This window comes from Bacillus sp. FSL P4-0334 (assembly GCF_038004825.1).
In the GTDB taxonomy this organism is placed as follows: Bacteria; Bacillota; Bacilli; order Bacillales; family Bacillaceae; genus Bacillus; species Bacillus velezensis.
On record NZ_JBBORX010000001.1, the window covers coordinates 487,090 to 507,800 of the forward strand.

At 45.0% G+C, this 20,711-nt stretch carries 15 protein-coding genes; 6 read left to right on the forward strand and 9 right to left on the reverse strand.

Annotated features, from left to right (window positions below):
• Nucleotides 1-88 precede the first annotated feature (88 nt).
• Nucleotides 89-1,228 carry a non-hydrolyzing UDP-N-acetylglucosamine 2-epimerase gene (wecB, locus tag NSQ37_RS02490; RefSeq protein WP_099567133.1) on the reverse strand — a complete coding sequence of 380 codons (1,140 nt, stop codon included), beginning with the start codon at nucleotides 1,226-1,228 and terminating at the stop codon, nucleotides 89-91.
• A 228-nt stretch (nucleotides 1,229-1,456) separates the two neighbouring features.
• On the opposite strand from wecB, the gene galU reads away from it, so the two are divergent.
• Nucleotides 1,457-2,341, forward strand: a complete 885-nt coding sequence (gene galU / locus NSQ37_RS02495) for a UTP--glucose-1-phosphate uridylyltransferase GalU (RefSeq protein WP_020956427.1) — start codon at nucleotides 1,457-1,459, stop codon at nucleotides 2,339-2,341.
• 38 nt (nucleotides 2,342-2,379) lie between these two features.
• Here the strand turns inward: galU and tagH are convergent, their stop codons facing one another.
• The 5 genes from tagH to tagD all read right to left on the reverse strand — a co-directional run bounded on the left by tagH (nucleotide 2,380) and on the right by tagD (nucleotide 9,247).
• Complete coding sequence (gene tagH / locus NSQ37_RS02500; protein WP_099567134.1) at nucleotides 2,380-3,924, reverse strand: teichoic acids export ABC transporter ATP-binding subunit TagH; 1,545 nt, start codon at nucleotides 3,922-3,924, stop codon at nucleotides 2,380-2,382.
• A gap of 20 nt (nucleotides 3,925-3,944) precedes the next feature.
• Entirely contained in the window at nucleotides 3,945-4,772 is an 828-nt protein-coding gene (locus NSQ37_RS02505; protein WP_003151365.1) for an ABC transporter permease, read from the reverse strand.
• A 185-nt stretch (nucleotides 4,773-4,957) separates the two neighbouring features.
• Nucleotides 4,958-7,132 carry a CDP-glycerol glycerophosphotransferase family protein gene (locus NSQ37_RS02510; RefSeq protein WP_043021850.1) on the reverse strand — a complete coding sequence of 725 codons (2,175 nt, stop codon included), beginning with the start codon at nucleotides 7,130-7,132 and terminating at the stop codon, nucleotides 4,958-4,960.
• 49 nt (nucleotides 7,133-7,181) lie between these two features.
• A complete protein-coding gene (locus NSQ37_RS02515) occupies nucleotides 7,182-8,720 on the reverse strand; it encodes a glycosyltransferase family 2 protein (RefSeq protein WP_085341558.1) in 1,539 nt (512 codons plus the stop codon).
• Between the two features lie 137 nt (nucleotides 8,721-8,857).
• Nucleotides 8,858-9,247: a glycerol-3-phosphate cytidylyltransferase gene (gene tagD / locus NSQ37_RS02520; RefSeq protein WP_003151361.1), complete on the reverse strand. Its 390-nt coding sequence runs from the start codon at nucleotides 9,245-9,247 to the stop codon at nucleotides 8,858-8,860.
• 355 nt (nucleotides 9,248-9,602) lie between these two features.
• On the opposite strand from tagD, the gene NSQ37_RS02525 reads away from it, so the two are divergent.
• Together NSQ37_RS02525 and NSQ37_RS02530 are read left to right on the forward strand one after the other, a co-directional pair.
• Entirely contained in the window at nucleotides 9,603-10,373 is a 771-nt protein-coding gene (locus tag NSQ37_RS02525; protein WP_007407501.1) for a WecB/TagA/CpsF family glycosyltransferase, read from the forward strand.
• A gap of 32 nt (nucleotides 10,374-10,405) precedes the next feature.
• The gene (locus NSQ37_RS02530; RefSeq protein WP_015240704.1) at nucleotides 10,406-11,572 is read left to right on the forward strand and encodes a CDP-glycerol--glycerophosphate glycerophosphotransferase; all 1,167 of its coding nucleotides are present in this window, start codon (nucleotides 10,406-10,408) and stop codon (nucleotides 11,570-11,572) included.
• 61 nt (nucleotides 11,573-11,633) lie between these two features.
• On the opposite strand, the gene NSQ37_RS02535 is transcribed toward NSQ37_RS02530, so the two are convergent.
• Together NSQ37_RS02535 and manA are read right to left on the reverse strand one after the other, a co-directional pair.
• Nucleotides 11,634-14,279, reverse strand: a complete 2,646-nt coding sequence (locus NSQ37_RS02535; protein ID WP_099567135.1) for an N-acetylglucosaminidase — start codon at nucleotides 14,277-14,279, stop codon at nucleotides 11,634-11,636.
• A gap of 140 nt (nucleotides 14,280-14,419) precedes the next feature.
• The gene (manA, locus tag NSQ37_RS02540) at nucleotides 14,420-15,370 is read right to left on the reverse strand and encodes a mannose-6-phosphate isomerase, class I (protein ID WP_098082002.1); all 951 of its coding nucleotides are present in this window, start codon (nucleotides 15,368-15,370) and stop codon (nucleotides 14,420-14,422) included.
• Between the two features lie 219 nt (nucleotides 15,371-15,589).
• On the opposite strand from manA, the gene NSQ37_RS02545 reads away from it, so the two are divergent.
• Genes NSQ37_RS02545 through NSQ37_RS02555 form a run of 3 tightly spaced genes read left to right on the forward strand, consistent with a single transcriptional unit; the run spans nucleotide 15,590 to nucleotide 19,280 of the window.
• On the forward strand, nucleotides 15,590-17,041 hold the full coding sequence (locus NSQ37_RS02545) for a spore germination protein (protein WP_025285368.1): 1,452 nt from the start codon (nucleotides 15,590-15,592) through the stop codon (nucleotides 17,039-17,041).
• A 5-nt stretch (nucleotides 17,042-17,046) separates the two neighbouring features.
• Nucleotides 17,047-18,153 carry a GerAB/ArcD/ProY family transporter gene (locus NSQ37_RS02550; RefSeq protein WP_072589639.1) on the forward strand — a complete coding sequence of 369 codons (1,107 nt, stop codon included), beginning with the start codon at nucleotides 17,047-17,049 and terminating at the stop codon, nucleotides 18,151-18,153.
• The gene (locus NSQ37_RS02555; RefSeq protein ID WP_020956435.1) at nucleotides 18,150-19,280 is read left to right on the forward strand and encodes a Ger(x)C family spore germination protein; all 1,131 of its coding nucleotides are present in this window, start codon (nucleotides 18,150-18,152) and stop codon (nucleotides 19,278-19,280) included. Before NSQ37_RS02550 ends, NSQ37_RS02555 begins: the two co-directional genes overlap by 4 nt.
• Before the next feature lie 3 nt (nucleotides 19,281-19,283).
• Here NSQ37_RS02555 and NSQ37_RS02560 read toward each other — a convergent pair whose 3' ends face one another.
• The gene (locus NSQ37_RS02560) at nucleotides 19,284-20,696 is read right to left on the reverse strand and encodes a bifunctional glycosyltransferase family 2 protein/class I SAM-dependent methyltransferase (protein ID WP_079891059.1); all 1,413 of its coding nucleotides are present in this window, start codon (nucleotides 20,694-20,696) and stop codon (nucleotides 19,284-19,286) included.
• Nucleotides 20,697-20,711: the final 15 nt, after the last annotated feature.

Sequence of the window (20,711 nt, forward strand, 5' to 3'; positions counted from 1 at the left end):
TTTCGGATAACAACGATCCGTTTTCAAACTTGAAGGTGTTTTTTGTTTGTCTCATATTATGGGGTCAGTCCCATGATGCAGAGTTTTTTTATTCTGTAAAAGGCTGCGGACGGGTTTTTCTATAGCCGTACCGATAAAGCAGTTCTTCCACAATCCGTTTTGAAGCCGATCCGTCACCATAAGGGTTTGACGCCTTTGACATCCGTTCATATTCAGCCTGATCGGTTAAGAGCTGTTTTGTCAGCTGATACACCGTTTCTTCATCTGTACCCGCCAGCTTTAATGTCCCGGCTTTCACTCCTTCGGGGCGCTCGGTTGTGTCCCTAAGCACCAAGACCGGCTTTCCGAGAGAAGGCGCTTCCTCCTGAACCCCGCCTGAGTCGGTCAAAATGAAGTTTGCTTTCGCAGCGAAGTTATGAAAATCCACGACCTCCAGAGGTTCTATTAAGTGCACCCTGTCCGAATCAGCAAAATGGGCTTCTGCGGCCTCACGAACTGCGGGATTCAAATGAACGGGATAAACGACTTGTACGTCCTCAAACTCTTCAACGACTCTTCTGACGGCCTTAAACATCTGTTCCATCGGCCTGCCTAAATTTTCACGTCTGTGCGCTGTTAAAAGAATCATCCTGCTTCCTTCCAGCTTGTCAAAAATCGGATGAAAATAATCTTCCCGCACTGTCGTTTGAAGCGCGTCTATCGCCGTATTTCCCGTGACAAATATAGAATCCGGCTTTTTATTTTCTGAAAGCAGATTCTGCTCGGCCTGGCTTGTCGGCGCAAAATTCACATCAGCGATCACGCCCGTCATCTGCCGATTGATTTCCTCGGGGAAAGGAGAGTATTTATTATGCGTACGCAGACCGGCTTCCACATGGCCGACAGCGATTTGATGGTAAAAGGCGGCAAGGCTTCCGGCGAACGTTGTCGTCGTATCTCCGTGGACCAAAACGATATCTGGTTTTACTTCTTGGAACAGCTTGTCCAGTTTCAGCAAAGCATGAGATGTAATTTCTGAAAGCGTTTGACGCTCTTTCATAATATTCAAATCAAAATCAGGCGTAATGCTGAATGCTTCAAGCACTTGATCCAGCATCTGTCTGTGCTGTGCGGTTACAGTCACCAGCGAATCAATTTCCTGATATTTTTCAAGCTCTAATACAAGCGGAGCCATTTTAATTGCTTCAGGTCTTGTACCGAATACGGTCATTACTTTTAGTTTTTTCAACGGTTTGTCTGCACCTCGTTTTATATGTCGGATATCCCTTCATGTTAACATATTTATGCCGTTTCTTAGATATTGTAAAGCTTAATGGCAAACAAAGCAAAAACCGTTCCAAGACTCTTTGAAAGCGGATTAAAAGGTGTGAATTTTAATCAATTGTGGTAAAGTGGAAAAAGACTAGGTTATAGTTCTGAAAAAAAGATTTTGCAGAAACAAGGATGGTGTTATTCAGTGAAGAAAGTACGCAAAGCCATTATTCCGGCAGCAGGTTTAGGCACTCGTTTTTTGCCGGCCACAAAAGCAATGCCTAAAGAAATGCTTCCAATCGTTGATAAGCCGACAATTCAGTATATTATCGAAGAAGCTGTCGAATCCGGCATCGAAGATATTATTATCGTAACCGGAAAAGGAAAAAGAGCAATAGAAGACCATTTCGACAATGCCCCTGAACTGGAACGTAATTTAGAAGAAAAAGGGAAAATCGAACTGCTTCAAAAAGTGAAAAAATCGTCAAATATTGCGGATATCCACTATATTCGCCAAAAAGAGCCAAAAGGACTCGGTCATGCCGTTTGGTGCGCACGCAACTTCATCGGCGATGAACCTTTCGCCGTTCTTCTCGGCGATGATATTGTCCAGGCTGAAAAACCGGGACTTCGTCAGCTGATGGATGAATACGAAAAAACATTGTCTTCAATCATTGGTGTTCAGCAAGTTCCTGAAAACGACACACACCGCTACGGAATTATCGATCCGTTAACAAATGAAGGCCGCCGTTACCAGGTCAAAAATTTTGTAGAGAAGCCTGAACCGGGTACAGCTCCTTCCAACTTGGCTATTTTAGGAAGATACGTTTTCACTCCTGAAATTTTCATGTACCTGGAACAGCAGGAAGTCGGTGCAGGAGGAGAAATTCAATTAACGGACGCCATCCAAAAGCTCAATGACATTCAGCGTGTCTTCGCTTATGATTTCGAAGGAAAACGTTACGATGTCGGTGAAAAACTCGGATTTATCGAGACGACGCTTGAATTTGCCTTACAGGATCAGGATATCCGCCATAAATTAATTCCGTTCATGAAGGATCTTCTTGAAAAAGAAGAAGCTGACGAATAGAAAAAGCTGCCGAATCCGGCAGCTTTTTTATGTGATCTTTACTTTTTAGACGTTACGGTCAGTGTTTGATCAGCATTGTTCACAGAAAAAGTATATTCCTGGTTTTTAAGCATGAGCAAATTCTGATTGATTTTGCTGCCGCCTTTTTCACTTAAAGCTGGGATGTCTGCGGGACGCGATAAATGAAAAACCACTTCGGAGACTGTATCCTTGTCAATCACTACATCCGTTTTTTCATCGGATGTTTTTAATACGTTCCGTCCGTCAGCCGTTTGTCCGGCAGCTGGATTTTTCAATTTACTCTGTACATCGTCCCGGCTTTTATTGAGATATGAGAGAAACTCTTCTGCTGTTTGGCTTGATAAACTGCCGCTGAAATCATTAAGCTGAACATCCGTCTTTTTTAAAGCGTTCACTTTATACAGATCAGACTTTTTCATAAAGTACTCTTTATCGTTTAATTTCACTTTGGCCGCCTGGTTATTTTCGGCTTCTACCTGCACCTTCGTGCCGAAACTTACACTTGCGGAGGCTTTTCCTTTTATATCTTTTTCAGTATAAAGGTCCGCCTTTTCAGCTTTTACCAAAGCAGGTTTATTCACAGACTCATAAAGGCCGGCATCGCTCTGTTTGACGTCACCGAAAGATGTAATCGCACGCAGAGGCTTGTCTGAAAACATCGAAGCGCCCGCGCCGACAGCCAGCAATGCAAGCAGCGTAATCTGAATCGTATTGGCAATGAATTTAGGCTTCGCTTTCTTTTGCTGCGCCTGACTGATTTTCTGTTCCTCGGCTGCCCGCGTTCTGCCTTCAATCTGCTCGTTTTGATATTTCTTCTTTTCTTTCTTTGAAAGCTTGTTGAACCAATCCACAAAAGCTTTATATTCTTTCACAACGGCTTTCGTTTCGTCGAACATGCGCATTTCGCCGTAATGCATCCAAGCCACCCGATCACACATTTTCTCAATCTGTCCGATGGAATGACTGACGAAAAAGATCGTTTTGCCGCGTTCTTTAAATTCCGTAATGCGGTCCACACATTTCTGATAGAAAGTCTGGTCCCCTACTGAGAGCGCCTCATCAATAATAAGGATGTCAGGATCCATATGCGCCGATATGGCAAAACCGAGACGGGATTTCATACCGCTTGAATAGCTTTTAACAGGCTGATCTATAAAGTCGCCGATATCCGCGAATTCAACGATTTTTTCATAAAGCTCGTCTATCTGCCGATTGTTGAGACCCATCATCAAGCATTTTAAACGAATGTTGTCTTTACCGCTTAATTGATTGTTTAATCCGGCAGAAATCGCGATTAAAGACGGCTGCCCGTTCATATCAATCTCCCCGCTTGTCGGCGGAATGATCTTTGCAAGCAAATTGGACATCGTTGATTTTCCCGAGCCGTTGATCCCTACGAATCCGATCGTTTCCCCTTCATAGACGTCAAAAGAAACATTTCGGACAGCGAAAAAACCTTTTTGATTTCTGTTTGGGAAAAACAGTCCTTTAATTTTGTCAGACTGTTTTTTATATAGAAAATACTGTTTTGAAACATTTCTGAACGAAACTTTTAGTTTCATCGTATAATCTCCTTACTATATTAAAGAAAGTCAACAAACTTATCTCTGAATTTCATATGAAGAAGTGAACCGACTGTTAATAACAGCAGTGTGACGAACCAGAAATACAGCGTGTATTTCACATCGTGGAAAAACCACTGCCCTTCCATAAAGCTGTCTCTAAAGCCCTCGATAATATAGAAAAGAGGGTTTAACTTCAAGATGGTCAAAACTTCAGGTCTGTTTCCGAATTTCTCCGCAATGTCCCAGAAAATCGGCAGAAGAAAAAAGAGCAGCCTTGTGACGGCTTGAAGCAAAAACTGATAGTCCCTGATTAAAACGCTGATGGTTGAATTAAACAGGCCGAAAGCAAACATAAAACTGATCATGCAAAACAAGTAATAAATATATTGCAGCCAGTGAAGCGTCGGAAACAGTCCGTTGCTCAGCAGCACAATAATATAAATCGCCATCATCACAAAGTAACTGAATAAATTCGATGCTATCACTACAGAAGGCAGTGAACTGATCGGAAAGTTCATTTTCGACACTAAATTTATCCGTTTAAAAACGCTGTTAGATGCATCCAGTATCGTCGGACTGATAAAGAACCAAGGAATTAAGCCGGCCAGCATCCAGACGATGAACGGTACGCTGTCTCCATTTCCAAGCACCATATCATGTCCGCCGCGAATCCCGAGACCAAATACGAACCAGTAAGCCAGCATTTGAATCATAGGGTTGAGAAACTGCCACAATATACCCAAATAGTTCACTTGATACTTTGATTTCGTTTCGTACACTGCAAGCCGCATAATCAGCGGAAATGAGTTGAATTGCTCTTTCAGAATTTTTACCAATGCATTCATTCTAATCTTCCTTAGTCGTAAGTTTTAGGTAATAGCTTTGACTTACAAAAGCACCGCTCATAATTGTAACAGATTACGATGTATTTTTCACTTCATAACAAGCCTGAATCCCATGAGCGCAACATGCCGTCACTTAAGCAAAAAAGCATAATTAACGTGGTTAAATTATGCTTTTTTGCACCTATTTACTTGTCCCCGAAAATCACTTTTACGGCTTTTTCAGACGATTCTCCGGTTTCTAAATAACAGAACTTCTCGTAAAAAGGCCCGAATGAATCCGGAAGCTTATAATCATCTGATTCCGTTTCATTGACCCATTTGATAACGTCACCTGTTTCTTTGACAAGCGGGCCAGGCGCTTCTTTTTCAAAGTCAAAGTAAAACCCTCTGAGTTTATCCCGGTACGTTTCGATATCAGGCACATAAAACAGCATCGGTCTTTTCAGATTTGCATAGTCAAAAAAGACAGAGGAATAGTCCGTTATGAGTAAATCAGAGACCATATACAGCTCACGGATATCTTCGTAGCTGGAGAAATCATAAGCAAATCCTTCATACGGTCCGAGATCAAAGTTTTCCGCCACGAGATAATGCATTCGTAAAATAATGACATAACGATCGCCAATCGCTTCTCTCAATTGATGAAGGTCTAAATCAAGGTCAAACTTGTATTTTCCCTTCTTATAAAATTGGTCATCCCGCCATGTCGGTGCGTAGATAATCACTTTTTTATCTTGCGGAAGATTCATTTTTTCTTTCAGCGCTTTGATGACAGAAGGGCTGTTATCCGTTTGAAGGAAGTCATTCCGCGGATATCCCGATTCAATCATGGTTTTATTAAACTGAAACGCCCGGGCGAATATTTCGGTTGAATATGCGTTCGGTGAAATCAGGTAATCCCACTTTGAAGCCTCTGTCGTAAAGTTGCGCTTGTATTTTTCAGTGTTTGTTCCGGGCATATGCACTTCATCCATATCTACGGCAAGGCGCTTTAAAGGCGTGCCATGCCATGTCTGGACATATGTCGTATGCTCAGGTTTCGGAATCCACAGCGGCATACGGCTGTTGACAACCCAGTACTCGGCTCTTGCCATGGCAAACAGCCATTTGAACGTAAAGCGTTCGATATAAGGAATTCCTTTATCTTTAAATGTCTGTGAGTAAGCGGGATTTACACTCCAGCAGAGACGGTATTCCGGCATCTCTTTGCTCATGTATTCATAAATCGCCCGCGGATTGCAGCTGTACTGTTTTCCGGCAAAGCTTTCAAACATGACAAATTTCTGTTTGACAGGCAGTTTCCCCGCAACCCTGAATCCCGCTTTATAAGTGTTTTGTATTCTTTTCTCAATGAACTTTTTCAGCTTATTCTTTCTCTTGCGTACAAAGGAAGCGCCCCGTTTCAGCTTTCCTTTCACAAAATACTCCACGCGGGTGCTGAAGCTGTAATCGTTCATTCTCAGGTGGAGATTTTTCGTTTTCTTTTTCGTGAAAACGTGAAATCTGGCAGGCCCTTTCTCCGTTTTCAGGATCGTGAATTGGTTAGGGTTTACTTGTTCAGATTTCAGAACCTTTAACGGTTTGCTGTTGGTGATAATCTCTTCACCCGTCCCGGCATCTTCAAAAATGAATTGAATATGGAATTGAAAGATTAGCTGCTGATTCAATTCTTTATAAACGGCATTCAAATCAATTTTTGTATCAAAGCCTATCGTGTCAAGCATCGTTGTGTCCTGAACATATTCATCAAGGTCGTGTCTCGGCACGTCGTGAAGCGGATACTTCAGAATGAGAGGCTCCTCTTCTTTTCCTTTTTTCATTTTCAGAATCAGGTTTTTTTCTTTTATCTTTAAGGTTTCTGCCGCATTCAGCCGGAATGCAAAACCTTTCAGATGTAAGCTGCCGTCAGATTCGAGCTCCATTTCATCAATCCGCGTGACGAACTTTTTCTGCAGCAGCTTTAAGGAGAAATTCCCTTTCTTCGTCGTGTAAGGGAAAAAGAACATATGATGAGCCTCATCTTTATAAGAAGACAGTTCAATAGGTTCAAGGCTGGATTTTAACCGTTTTTTACTGATATCACTGTCATCATTGATAAAGGAGACATAGAAATCCAGACATCCTTTGCCGTCCGTATGGTCAGAAAGCAGATCCGTGCTCATAACAGCATGGTACTCCCCGCCTTCTCCGGCCAACCGTTTCAGAGGGACGGAAAGTTCCGCTTTTGTCTTACGATTTATAATCTGAAGAGAAGGCTCTTCCCCTGCAGTGACATTTTCACAGGATATCGTAATGCTGAATGTCTCTTCCTTTATGTTAAGATGTTTTAACTTGTATCTGACAGGATTTTCTATACCCATAAAATAAGTCTACTCCTCTGTTTCAATTAAACATATCCAATCACAATCATCATTTTGTTACTTTCAGCGAAAGGTTCTCCTTCACCGTCCGGTAGAATTGATATTGCAGTCCGTTCGCTTCTGCCGTCACCTTTTCACCGTCGTCTCTGTTTAACATGACACGTTCATAATCGTTATAAATGACATACATAATATAACCGCCAAGTCCGACTTTTTCAATGTCACGTAACGGGATTTCAAGGACGTACCGCCCGTCTCCCAGTGACTGAACCGGAAACTGGTGGTGTACTTTCATGTTATCTCTGTGCTGAAACAGAATATATTGGGCATTATTTCTGTCCTGTCCGAACAAGCGGAACGTAACGGTGAATTTATGATCGGCGAACACCGCGCTTTCCGTTTCTCCGTGCATGCGAAGTTCGACCAGTTTATTTTCTTCATCCGTCAGCGGGCTTTCTAAATAAGCCAGTCCGCCTTGCGTCACGATGGTTTTATCGGGCTCTTTTTTGGACCAGCGGAACAGCTTTTCGACCTCATCATACCGTTTTTGAGTCAGCAGACGGAAGGCTGTCTTATGAATCGGATGAAAAAATGTCTCGGAAATATCGTATTTCGTCTTCTTTAACACATTCAGAATTTCATTGAATTTATTGTAGTAGGCTTCTTTGTTTTCGCTTTTCAGGAAGTGCATCCGATCGAAAAGACGCGTAATGGAATCGAATTCGATCAGGCGGTTCATCGCCATCTTCTCTTTTTCAGTATCTAATTTTTTGTTCAGAATATACTTCATTACGGCTATGTTCGTGTCGGTTTTTTCCATTATATTAGTCTGCTTTGTCAGCGACTCATTATTGTCCATTCTGTTCAGATAATAGACCGGTTCGGTTGACGTTGAAATATCTCCGCACGCCAAAAGAACATCCATAAAAAATTGCTTATCTTCAGCAAATTTCATTTCCGGATATCTGATATCATTATCTTTTAGAAATTGTAAGTTCATCATTCTTGCCCGCGGGCCGAGATGATAGAAAATATGCCGGATTGAAAAAGGCGATACCTTCGCTCTGTTCAGAGAAGACTCATGTTTCCCGATCGTTTTTTGACCGTTCACCTGCATTTCGATCGTTTTTCCGACCGCATAATTTACCTGATCTCTTTCAAGCATGTCGAATAAGATTTTAACTCCGTTCGGCGCAAACCAATCATCCGCATCCAAAAATGTAATGTACTTTGCATTTGCCAGCTCAATTCCCAAGTTTCTCGGATAAGCCGGGGTCCCCGTGTTGTCTTTCAAAAAGACGACTGTAATATTTTCATACAACTCGGCGTACTCAGTCAGGATGTTTCTGGAATCATCAGTAGAGCAATCATCGACAAGAATTAAAGAAATATGCTGAAAGCCGATGTTTTGAAGGATCACTGAATCAACTGTTTTCCTTACATATTCTTCTGCATTATAAACAGGAACGACTACCGCTACCTTCTTCTCTTCCGCCAATGCTTCTTTGTTTAAAATGGTATATTCGCGTTCTTCTACGGACGGCTTGGACTCTTTTTTATTCAACTTAAAAAAGTTACTAAGATTCATCTTTAAATTCTCCTCTTATTGTCTAGCTTTTTTTCAAAAGCGCATAACAAATATAGCGAAAATAACCTTATATTACAAGAAGTACTCCCTATCCGGAGGGAGTACTTCTTTATCATCTGTATATCCGAATGTTTCAATTACACCCCGGCAATTTCTTTTTTAATCTGTGTGGTGGAAATGCCTTCGGTTCTAGGGAGGTAGATGACTTCGCATTGATCTTTAAGGAAATCGAATTTGCCTTCCCAATCGTCTCCCATTACGAACACGTCGATGTTGTGATCCGCTACGTCACGTACTTTTTGATCCCAGCTGTTTTCCGGAATGACTTCGTCGACATAACGGATCGTTTCCAGAATCAGCTTTCTGTGTTCATAGCTGTGGTAGGCCTTTTTTTGTTTTTGCAGGTTGAACTCGTCTGTTGAGATGGCAACAACAAGGTAATCTCCAAGCTGCTTTGCGCGCTCAAGCAGTTTAATATGACCCCAATGCAGTAAATCAAACGTACCGTAAGTAATGACCTTCTTCATGAAACAAAAGCTCCTTTCTATCATCATACGTATAACAAGCAACTGCTCTGAAATGCTGCGCAGCTGTATCCTTAATCACTAAAGTGCCAATTTCGTACTCATGGAACCTCATTATATCACATAGCCCTGAAAAGGTTAAGCCAATGTAAAACGAAGTTAAAATCCACTTATTAACAAATGTTATTACAATAGGAGTTTAGCAGGGTTTTTGCGCGTATGATTAAAGAAATTGTTATCTTATTTATATTTTTGTAAAACTATTGTTAAGTTTATCTGAAGGTATTATGTTAAAATAAAGCTTAGCCTAAGTCACGAAAAAGTGAAAGAAAATCCCGTACAAAAAGGAGGACGGCAGATGCAGACTGAAATGGTGCACAACCTTTCTTACGTTAATGGAAATTTACAGGAGTTTATTTCATATTTAGACACTTATTATATCGCACAAAAGCAAGGAGCCGTCATTGCGACGGTCAATCCTGAGATCGGATACGCTGCGGCGAAAGACAAAGGTTATCATCAAGTCATTTCTTCCGCGGATTTCGTCCTGCCGGATGGTATCGGCGTCGTGTTAATGTCACGTTTGACGCAGCACCCGCTGAAATCAAGAATTGCGGGATTCGATGTGTTTCTTGCGCTGCTCGGCCTCGCAAACCGGCAGTCTAAAAAAATATTTTTATACGGAGCTAAGCAAGACGTGCTTGACGCCGTTTTGAACCGGATCAGCAAAGAGTATCCGAATATTGAGGTTGTCGGAGCCAGCAACGGTTATGAAGCGGATAAACGCTTCGTCGCCAAACAGATTTCCCGGGCGAAACCCGATCTCGTGTTTGTCGCCTTAGGATATCCCCATCAGGAACAATTTATTTATGAATACAAACATCTTTTCCCTCAGGCTGTATCGATCGGTTTGGGCGGAAGCTTTGATGTGTTCAGCGGAACGGTGAAACGCGCCCCTGAATGGATGATCAAAACGAATCTGGAATGGCTGTACAGACTGGTGACGAATCCGTGGAGATGGAAAAGGATGCTGAACATTCCGAAGTATGCTTTTACCGTTTTGAGAAATAATAAATCAAATAAAAGCCTGTATTCCAAGCAGGCCGAAGATCAAACGAAACAGCTTTAAACAAATAAAACAGCAAAAGAGATTGGTAATCTATGAACTTGCGATCTTTATTCGCCGCTTTTTATTCTATATATCTGTCTGTTCTCGGCGTTTTGTTCAAGCCTGTAAAGCCCAAGAACCATCTGACCCTGCTGGTATCTTTTGAAGAGAATGCGCAGGCTCTCATCCGTTCTTACAAAGCGCACGCTGAATCGCTTTCTTATGAAATGACGGTTTTGTATACGAGACACGCCGTCAGTCTGAAAAAAGAGCTGGAAGGTATCGGCTCTTTTTATCTGAACGAAAAACATCCGCTGCATCTTTTGAAGGCTGTTTTGATCCTTTTTAAGAGCAAAGTGGTGATAACGGATAACTATTTCCTCATGACAAGCGTCTTAAACCGCCGGCCGCAAACGACATGCATTCAGGTGTGGCATGCGAACGGCTCTTTGAAAAAGTTCGGCCTTGAGGATGTGACGAATCAAAACCGCCCGGCATCAGATATCAGCCGGTTTAAAAAAGTGTACCGATCGTTTGACTTTGTCACCGTCGGTTCAGACGCGATGGCTGACGTTTTTAAAAAGTCGTTCGGCATACGGGACGGCCAGCTGTTAAAAACGGGTATCCCCCTGACTGACGTCTATTATGAAGAACACAAGCCGGAACTGAAGCTCAAATGGCCGAAAAAAATCATCCTGTACGCACCGACATTCAGGGATTATGATATGCAGTCCTTTCGGCTGCCATTCACCGAAGAACAGCTCACAAACGCGTTAAACGGAGAGTATATGCTGCTTGTAAAGCTTCACCCTGCCGTTTTGCATCAGATTTCGGCTTCGTTTGAAAGCGAATTGATCAAGAACGTGTCTGACATGCGTCTTCATGATCTCTTGAAAGCGGCTGATATTTTAATTACGGATTACTCTTCCGTGCCTTTTGAATTCGCGCTCTTAAATAAACCGATTTTCTTTTTCACGTATGATCTGGAGGAATATGATCGAAAACGCGGTTTAATCGACAATTATACTTCCGTCATTCCCGGAAAGGCTTGTCATGACAGCGAAGCTCTTCTGGAGGAAATGACGAAAAAGCCATTTCGTGCAGAAGAAATGAAGCGGTTCTCGGACAAATGGAATATGTATTCAGATGGGAATTCGAGTGAAGCGTTATTGAAATTTGCGGAAACAAAAATGAAAAATTGTGCTGAAGCACCTGCCTGAATCCGACGGCGGGTGTTTTTTGCATGAAGAAAGGGCTGAAGCATACACTTCAGCCCTTTTTTTATACTTTCATAAACACGGGAACATCATAGTAAAGCGTATAGTCATCCAGCAGTGAGTATAAGCTGTACATGCGGTTTACCTGCTTATACGCCCAGCCGATATCTGTCGCATACTGATGGGCCGCGGCTGGAGACCATCTCATTTTATACAGCGTATCCTGCTCGTATGAAGGATTGTGAATATAAGACGCACCGATAAATTGGGCTCCGCCGATAATCGCGGCTTCCGGAGTAAACCAGCCTTGATTATACGCGTATTGTGCGCCGTAGTAATTCGGGTTGCTGTCATAAGCCCCGATGCCGTACATGTTGTAAACCTTTTTACCATTATACATAATGCCGTTCGCAAGCTCTGACGTGCCATTGCCAGTTTCAAGCAAAGCATGCGAAATCAAATACACTTCATTGATGCTGTATTTGCCGGCGGCTGTAATAAAGGCCTGGCCTTTCCCTGTCAGTATTCCTTTATTGACCAGCACTTTTTGATTCAGTTCCGATGCGTTCAGTCCGGCTGTCTGAGAGAGCTTCAGAAATTGAAAGTAATACTTGCTGTCTTGTGCGAAGTGAGCCGGATTGACATACTGCCCGACTTCGTCACTGCTGGCGTTTCTCCAGCCCATGCTGAGTTTGGCCCAGCCGTTTGTCTGGCCTGTGATGCTGACTTTATCGCCTTTTTTCAACTGCCCGATAATATTGCCGGAGCTGACTTCCGGGGTTGACCGGACGTTCAGGACGTCGGCTGTGACCGTTCCGGAGGCCGTATTGATGTACGTAAGCGATGCATAAGCCGCGGCATCAGTCTGCGGGCTGACTGTCATTTGTTTTTTGACCATATCTGCCAGCGAGATGTTGTAATTGGTATTCATGATTTGCGGTCCGTTTTTTATTTTCAAAATAGCCATCGTCCATCCGTACAGCTTTTTCAGCTTTTGGGAGGCGGCGTCCGCTGACTGCGCTCCCGTGAATTGATCGCGAATGCGGAGTTCATAAACCGGATGGCTTTCACTCGTATAGCCGGCCTGTAATTGTTTGGCGCTGAAAAAGCTCATGCTTTTATTTAAAACGGTTTTACTGCTGAATGTATCGGTTTTGATGACGTACTGTGCAGAGCCGGTTTTCCCCGTCTCCTTCACAGTGCCGGCCGCTTTGTTTTGCTTGAAAAAAGCAGTCACGCGGTCAATGTCTTCCTTTTTAAGCAGCGGTGCCGTTTCAATTCTGAATTGTGTATACGCTGCTTCACCTGTTTTCTGTGCGGAGGCGGATACTTTTTTCCCTTTGAAAAAGTCCAGCGAACGATTGATCTTTGCCTTATCAAGCAGTGATTCGGTTGTGACTTGGTACGTTGTGTCCGTCTGCTTGGATATCGTTTTTGAAATAGCAGTCAGTTTATATCCCGCCAGCAGATTCAATCCTTTTTTTATCTTCGACTGGTCTGCCGTCTGCTGAGAAAGCAGCTGATATTCGTTTTCTGCTGTTTTTCCCGCCGCTGTTCTTGCCGTCTTTACATGCTGCTGGCGGAAAAACGCCTCCGCTTGATCTGCCTTTGCAGCGGTAAGCTGCCCTGCCGTGATCCGATAAACGGACACTGATGCTGTCTTTTTGACAGGCGATGCGTCGCAATGCCATTTTTTCTTTTTAAAGAAAGCTTGAACACTTTGCAGCTGCTTAGCCGTCAGTCCGCTCATCCCGACCGTGTAATTATTTTTCTTGCCGGCTTTTTGATAGCTTCCGCTCACACCCGTATTCTTCTTGATTTGGGTGATAGCATTTTGTACGGCCCCTACTCCGTTAAAATATCCTGACTGCACGTTGTACACGGTTGCTGTTTTGCTTTGGGCATACTTTTGAACATTCCCTTTGACGCCAGTTTTCTGCTGCAGCTGTTTCGCTAAACCTGCCGCATCATTTGCATTTGAAATGTCAGAGGCTGTCACGGTGATATTCGGACTGGCCTTTGCCGTGACTTTCAGCGACGCCTGCAATCCTGTTTCCTTTTGAAAATCAGTTTGGATTTGAGCGGCTTTTTGATCGCCGGAGATTGTTCCTGATTGGATCTGAAACCGGGCTGTTTCCCGTTTGATCTGACGGTATGACGCTCTCACGCCCGTCTGCTTCGTCAACGCTTGCGAGAGCGCTTTTGCGTCCGCTTCGGCCGCCATCTCAGCAGTCACGACCTGCATGTACGGCTGTTTTGTCCCCGCCGGCTTGACGGCGCCGGTCACGCCCGTTTTTTTCGTCAGTTCGGCAAGAAGATTTTTCGTCTGCCGCTCGTCTGATAGGACGCCTGATGTGACGGTCACGTACGGCTGTTTGCTTCCGCTTGCGCTGTAAGTGCCGGACACGCCCGTCTGCTTCGTAAAATCTTTCAGCACGGTTTTCGCATCCGTTTCATCGTGTAAGCCTGAAGCTGAGATTTGATAAGTGAGCGGCGTATTTCCGGCTTTCTTTGCGTCAGCCTGCCACCCCGTATCCTTTTTCAATTTCGCTGCCGCTTGAAGCGCCTCGTTCTCAGAAGCAAATTGCTGCTTCGTTTCCAGCTCGTAAACGGAGTAGTCGCTGTATGCGGCCTCAGCGGGCTGTGTAAGGGTGCAAAAGACAAGGAAAACGGCGGACAATAACATAGGTGCAACGAATCTCTTTTTCATTCCTTCTCCTCTTTCTGATTCAATTGGTTTCTATCAAACTAGTTTATTTATCGGCCGGCCTTCTTCATTTTTACAGAGAGAAATCACCCAATTTTCCAAATAAAAAAAACTTAATCCCAGAGCTGGGATTAAGTTTGGTTTTATATATGAGAAACGATGATCGTGCAATCTCCGTTTATCGTAAAGTCAGGCATCTGATCCGGCAGTATGAAATGCGCGCCTTTTTCAAGCTTGGCGGACTTGCCTTCACAGAGGATGGAGCCGCTTCCTTCTGTGACGCTGCACAGCATAAACGGAGCGTCCTGGGTCATTTCCGCCGTCCCGCTGATATCCCATTTGTATACAGAAAAATATTCTCCCTGCACAAAGGTTTTGATGGTGACGCCTTTTCTCGTTTCAGTTGATTCATCTAAAAATCCGTCCACATGAGGAACGGTGGCGGCGTTGACGGCATCGCGGATATGCAGCTCACGCGCCTGGCCGGTTTGATCTGTACGCCCGTAATCATATATCCGGTAGGCGGCCTCTGAATTCTGCTGTGTTTCAAGCACGAGCGCCCCCGCGCAAATGGCATGGATGGTTCCGCTCGGCACATAATAAAAATCGCCGGGTTTGATCTTCACACGGCGCAGCAGGCCTTCCCAGTCACCGCTGTTAATCATGGTGACAAGTTCCGCTTTCGAACGGGCCGTGTGACCGTATATGATTTCCGCATTTTCTTTACAGTCAATAATGTACCAGCACTCAGATTTCCCCGTTTCGCCCAGTCCATGCTCCTCAGCGTCATAATCGTCAGGATGGACTTTAACGGACAGATGTTGTTTGACGTCCAGTATTTTCGTCAGCAGCGGAAACCGGTCCCCTTCCGTTCCGCCGAATAATTCTCTATGCTGATCCCACAGTTCCATCAAGGTTTTCCCTTGATACGGACCGCTTTTGACCGTGCTCATTCCGTGCGGATGGGCTGATATCGCCCAGCATTCGCCGGTTGTTTCTGAAGGTATGTCATATCCGAATCGTTCGCGTAATAACGTGCCGCCCCATAGTTTTTCTTTACATACAGGCTGTAAAAAAATCGGCTCTTGCGTCATGTTCGTTCCCCTCCCCTTAAAAAGCGGCTCATATCCCATTCCCCCTGTGTCTTTTTTAAAACACGGAGGGAGCCGCGGTTAAAAACAATATGTATAAAATGGCTGACCTGCTCATTATACCATTCGGATGGGGCGGAATGCTCAGTCATTTCCTATTCCAGAATAAAATGCCTTGTTTGTCGCAAATTAAAATAACTGATGGAAAAAGGGGGGAACATTGTGACGATACATGCGGAGCTCGGCAAAAACCTTGAAGTTCTGAAAAAACGGTTCGGCCAAAGCGATGACATGATGTTTTATTCGTTTACGTACGGAAACGGCAAATGTGACGCCTGTCTTATCTATATAGACGGACTGACCGACAATCAATTGCTTGCGGAATATATTATTTCGCCCGTGCAGGCGGCCGCCCGGCATCAAGAGGAACCGGCTGAAATACCGCCGTCATCCATCTCTTTCGGCTATCGTCATACCCGGCTTTCTTCACTTAAGGACGCGGAGGCAGACATTTTCTCCGGCAAATCGGTTTTGCTGGCGGAGGGATGGGAGGAAGCCCTTTCGTTTGAGACGGAAACATTTAAAATGCGTGATATTGAAGAACCGTCTTCAGAAGTGCTTGAACGGGGGCCGAGGATAGGTTTTGTCGAAAAGCTTCGGACGAACACGGCGCTTTTGCGCGAGCAGTCCGGTGATCCCAACCTCCAGATCAAAGAGATCACACTCGGCGAACGGACAAAAAAACGGATCGCCGTCGCCTACATTCGGGATATCGCGCCTGATGATGTCGTAAAAGAAGTGATGAAAAGACTGGAGTCCATCACCATTGACGACATTCCGGAATCAGGAGCGATCGAGCAGCTTATTGAAGATAACACGTATTCCATTTTCCCGACCGTCTTGACGACTGAACGGCCTGACCGGGTTATGGGCGCTCTTTTGGAGGGAAGGGTTTCCATTCTTGTAGACGGAACGCCTTTTACCCTTTTGGTGCCGGCTACCGTTGATGAATTTATCCACTCCCCTGACGATTATAATCAGCGGTGGGTTCCGGTTACCTTTCTCAGGCTGCTTCGGTATACATGCATTTTAATCACGATTTATTTACCCGGCCTTTACATATCGCTCGTTACGTTTCACACGGGGCTTTTGCCGACGAGAATGGCGGTTACGATTGCCGGAAGCAGATTGAATGTTCCGTTCCCCCCTTTTGTTGAAGCGTTCATCATGATTTTTACGATCGAGATGATCAGAGAAGCCGGACTCAGGCTGCCGAAGCCGATCGGACAGACGATCGGCCTGATCGGGGGCGTGGTGATCGGACAGGCCGCCGTTCAGGCGAATATTGTCAGTGCGATGATGGTCATTGTCGTATCCGTTACGGCGTTGGCTTCTTTTACGGCGCCCTCCTATGCGTTCAATTTTCCGCTGAGGCTCATCCGTATTTTTTCGATGATTTTGTCGGCGATATTAGGTTTATACGGACTGATCATGTGCTATCTGCTTGTCATCGGCCATCTGATGCGTCTGAAAAGCTTCGGTCAGGACTATCTTATTCCGATCATGGCGCAGCCTGGCCAGGACTTAAAGGATACGATCGTCAGACTGCCGACGCCTCTTTTGAAAAAACGGCCGACCAGAAAAGAGACGAAAGATAAAATCAAGCAAAGGTGATCCCCATGAAAAAACCGGAAGACAAGCTGTCGTTTATGCAGACACTTCTCATGGTAAGCGGAACAATGATCGGAGCGGGCGTGTTAACACTGCCGCGCTCCGCCGCAACAGCGGACAGTCCGAGCGGATGGATCATTATTCTTGTGCAGAGTGTCGTGTTTATCGGCATCGTCCTGCTCTTTATGCCGTTTTTGCAGAAAAACAGCGGGGAAACCATTTATGAGCTGAATCAAGGCATCATGGGCCGCGCCATCGGTTCTCTTCTGAATTTATTCATCAGCTGTTATTTTGTCGTCACCGTCTGTTTTCAAGCCCGTTTTCTCGGTGAAGTCATCAATTACTTTTTACTGAAAAATACGCCGATGGGTGTCGTCATATTCATCTTTCTGGCGGTCGGCATTTACCATGTGACCGGCGGGGTCTATCCCATTTCAAAGCTTTATGCCTATCTGTTTCCGATTGCGATCGTCATTCTGATTACGCTGCTCATATTCAGTTTGAGACTTTTTAAGCTGGATTTCGTCCGCCCGGTCATGGAAGGAGGCTACAAAAGCTTTTTTGAGCTGTTTCCGCGGACCCTTCTGTATTTTTCGGGACTTGAGGTGATTCTTTATCTGGTGCCGTTTATGAAAAACCCGAAGCAGGCGAAAAAGGCGGCTGTCTTCGGCATCGCAGGCGCGACCATTTTTTACAGCTTTACGCTGCTTGTCGTCATCGGCTGTATGTCGGTCGCTGAAGCCAAAACGGTGACGTATCCGACCATTTCCCTGATTCATGCCTTGGAAATCCGGGGCATTTTCATAGAGCGGTTTGATATCTTTCTTTTAATTACGTGGACATGCCAGCAGTTCACCTGTATGCTCGGTTCTTTTAAAGGGGCGCATCTCGGATTAAACACCATTTTCAAACTGAAAAATAAAAACAATGCCTGGCTGCTGGGAGGCTTATTGGCAGTGACATTCGGCCTTTCAATGTACCCCGATGATATCAACAGTGTGTTTGCATTCGCGAATATTCTCGGATATGCGTTTTTTGCCGTCATTATGATTCCTTTTCTCATCTGGTTTGTCAGCTGGATGAAAAAAATAGCCGGGAGGAAACAGACGTCATGACACTTTTCATAAAATGGGCGGCGGCGCTTTTCATACTGATGACGCTTTCAGGATGCTGGGACGCGAAGGAAGTCGAAAAGCTGTCTTTCGCCCGGGGGCTGGCGATAGACGAGACGAGTGACCGCCGATATAAATTAACCTATCAAAACCTGCTGCCCCAAAGCGAAAACAGCCAGGCTTCCGGCCGGCCCGTGTTTGTCAATGTGACGACGCGGGGGGATACCATTCTTGAAGCCGTCAGTGAAGTCTCTTTAAAAGATCCGCCTGTTTACAGCGATCATTTAAAAGTGCTGATATTCAGCGACAAATTGCTGGCCGACCAAAATATACTGCAGATGATGAATCATTTTATCCGCGATGATGAATTACGGCGGAGCAGCTATCTCTTCGCGGCAAGAGGAAAAGCGTCCGATATTCTGACGGAGCCGACGCCGAATCAGCAGCAGCCCATGGCCGCGGAAAAGCTGATCGACCTTACGAACAACGGCGGCTACAACGGGAAGATTTTAAAACCGCTCCGAATCGGGAGAGCTTCGATTTACTGCCATAATAAACTCAGTTTTCTCATTCAGGCCGTCAGCAATCAAAAAGGAAAAACGGTGTATGACGGAGCGGCCATTATCAAAAACGCAAAACAAAACAGATTGGCGGGCTTTCTGTCATCATACGAAATACAGAGCCTGAATTGGCTGATGGGGACGATACGGGGCGGCGTGCTGCCCGCTTTGGATAAAGGGGGGCACCCGATTACCTTCGAGATCAAAAAATCAACATCCGCCATCACTCCCAGGCTGAAAAACGGGAAGCTTTCATTTCATGTAGCGGTAAAAACAAAAGGACTTTTGTCAGAGGATCAATATGCCGGAGAAGATTCATTCGATCAGCACTATTTAAACGGGCTGGAAAAGATTTTCGAAAAAAAACTGAAAAGCGATGTGAAAGAAGTCATCGATAAGCTGCAGAATCAATATGAAACGGACCCTGTATTCTTTTCTGACAGAGTCCGCATTCAATATCCCGACTATTGGAAGAAAGTAAAGCATCATTGGGATGAGACCTTCTCCGAAGCGGCTTTTGACTATGATGTTTCCATTCAGATTACCAACTTCGGAACGATGGGACGGTAGCCTTCAGCCTGTTTTTTCGACACGGAGGAGAATCTGATAAATCCGGCTTTGTTCGGGCAGCTGTGTCACCGGAAATTGCATCGATTGCGCCATTCGTGTGATTTCCTGTAAAAACAGCTGCACCCGCTCATCCACGTGAACATACGTATAGGACTGCTTTTTCACAGCAAATGTCTCTTCCGGAAAGAGCGTGCGCACCGTCTGCGGCGTAAAAAACCGCAAGTGGGTGCGGTCGAGAATGCCGGCGTCTCTGTATGTCCAGTCACCGAGCAGAAGCGGAAACAGCGCTTCGGCGTGGGAAATATTCGGAATGCTGCAAACGATTGATCCGGCAGGCGACAAATAGGATGAGTACGTTTCAATGACGCGCCACGGGTCTTTTAAGTGCTCAAGGATGTCCGCGAAAATGATGCAATCAAAAAAGCCTTCCGGATAAGGCAGCTTCACTTCTTCGACATCTTCCTGCAGCACCGCTTCATAGTGTCCTTTTGCCGCTTGCGCCGCCAGCGGGTGCAGTTCTATTCCGTACAGTTCGCAAGGCTGTCTGTTTTGAAGTTCCAGCCCCGTAGCTCCCGCACCGCAGCCGACATCAAGTATCCGTTTCGCTTCCCGGGGAACGAGCTCCGCAATTTCCGGTCTCGGATGAGTAAAGTACGTGAAATCAGTGCCCCATTTTTCTGTAAAACGCTGGCGGTTCTCCGAATATAACTGATTGATATTGATATCCTGATTAGCCGTAAACGTCGCGTGCCCGTGGTGATGCACAAAGGCATCGAGGGCGATGTGCAGGCTGTAGCCTTTTTGCAGGGCGCGCAGACATAAGTCATCATCTTCAAAAGAACCGTATCCGAATTGCTCATCGAACGGGCCGATGTCTTCAATGACGCTTCTTTTCACCAGAAGACAGAAACCGACAAGGCGCAGCACCCGCTTTGTATGATGCTTTTCCCGTGCGCAATACGCCTCCGCGAATGACTCCAGTTCATCAAGCGATTGATACGCGTCATGGATCATTTGCGCACCGCTGACATAGTTGCTGACGGGCCCGACCATACCGGTTTTTTCAGATTGATACAGCACCCTCAGCATGGAGGTGAGCCAATTTTTCGTGACCATCGTATCGTTGTTCAGAAACAGCAGATTTTCTCCCCCTGCCGCTTCGATTCCCTGGTTGCACCCCTTGGCGAACCCGAGGTTTTTTTCATTTAGGATGACTTTGACGTCAGGCAGATTTGATATGTATTCTCTCGTTCCGTCTGAGGAACCGTTGTCAACTATAATCAGTTCAATCTTATCTTTGTCGGTGTATCGTTCAATGCTGGCCAGACATTTTTTCGTCAGCTCAAGTTCATTATATGTAAGGATAATAATACTCGTTTTCACCGGCATCCCCGCCTTTATCGTGACTTTATACAACGTATGACATATCCC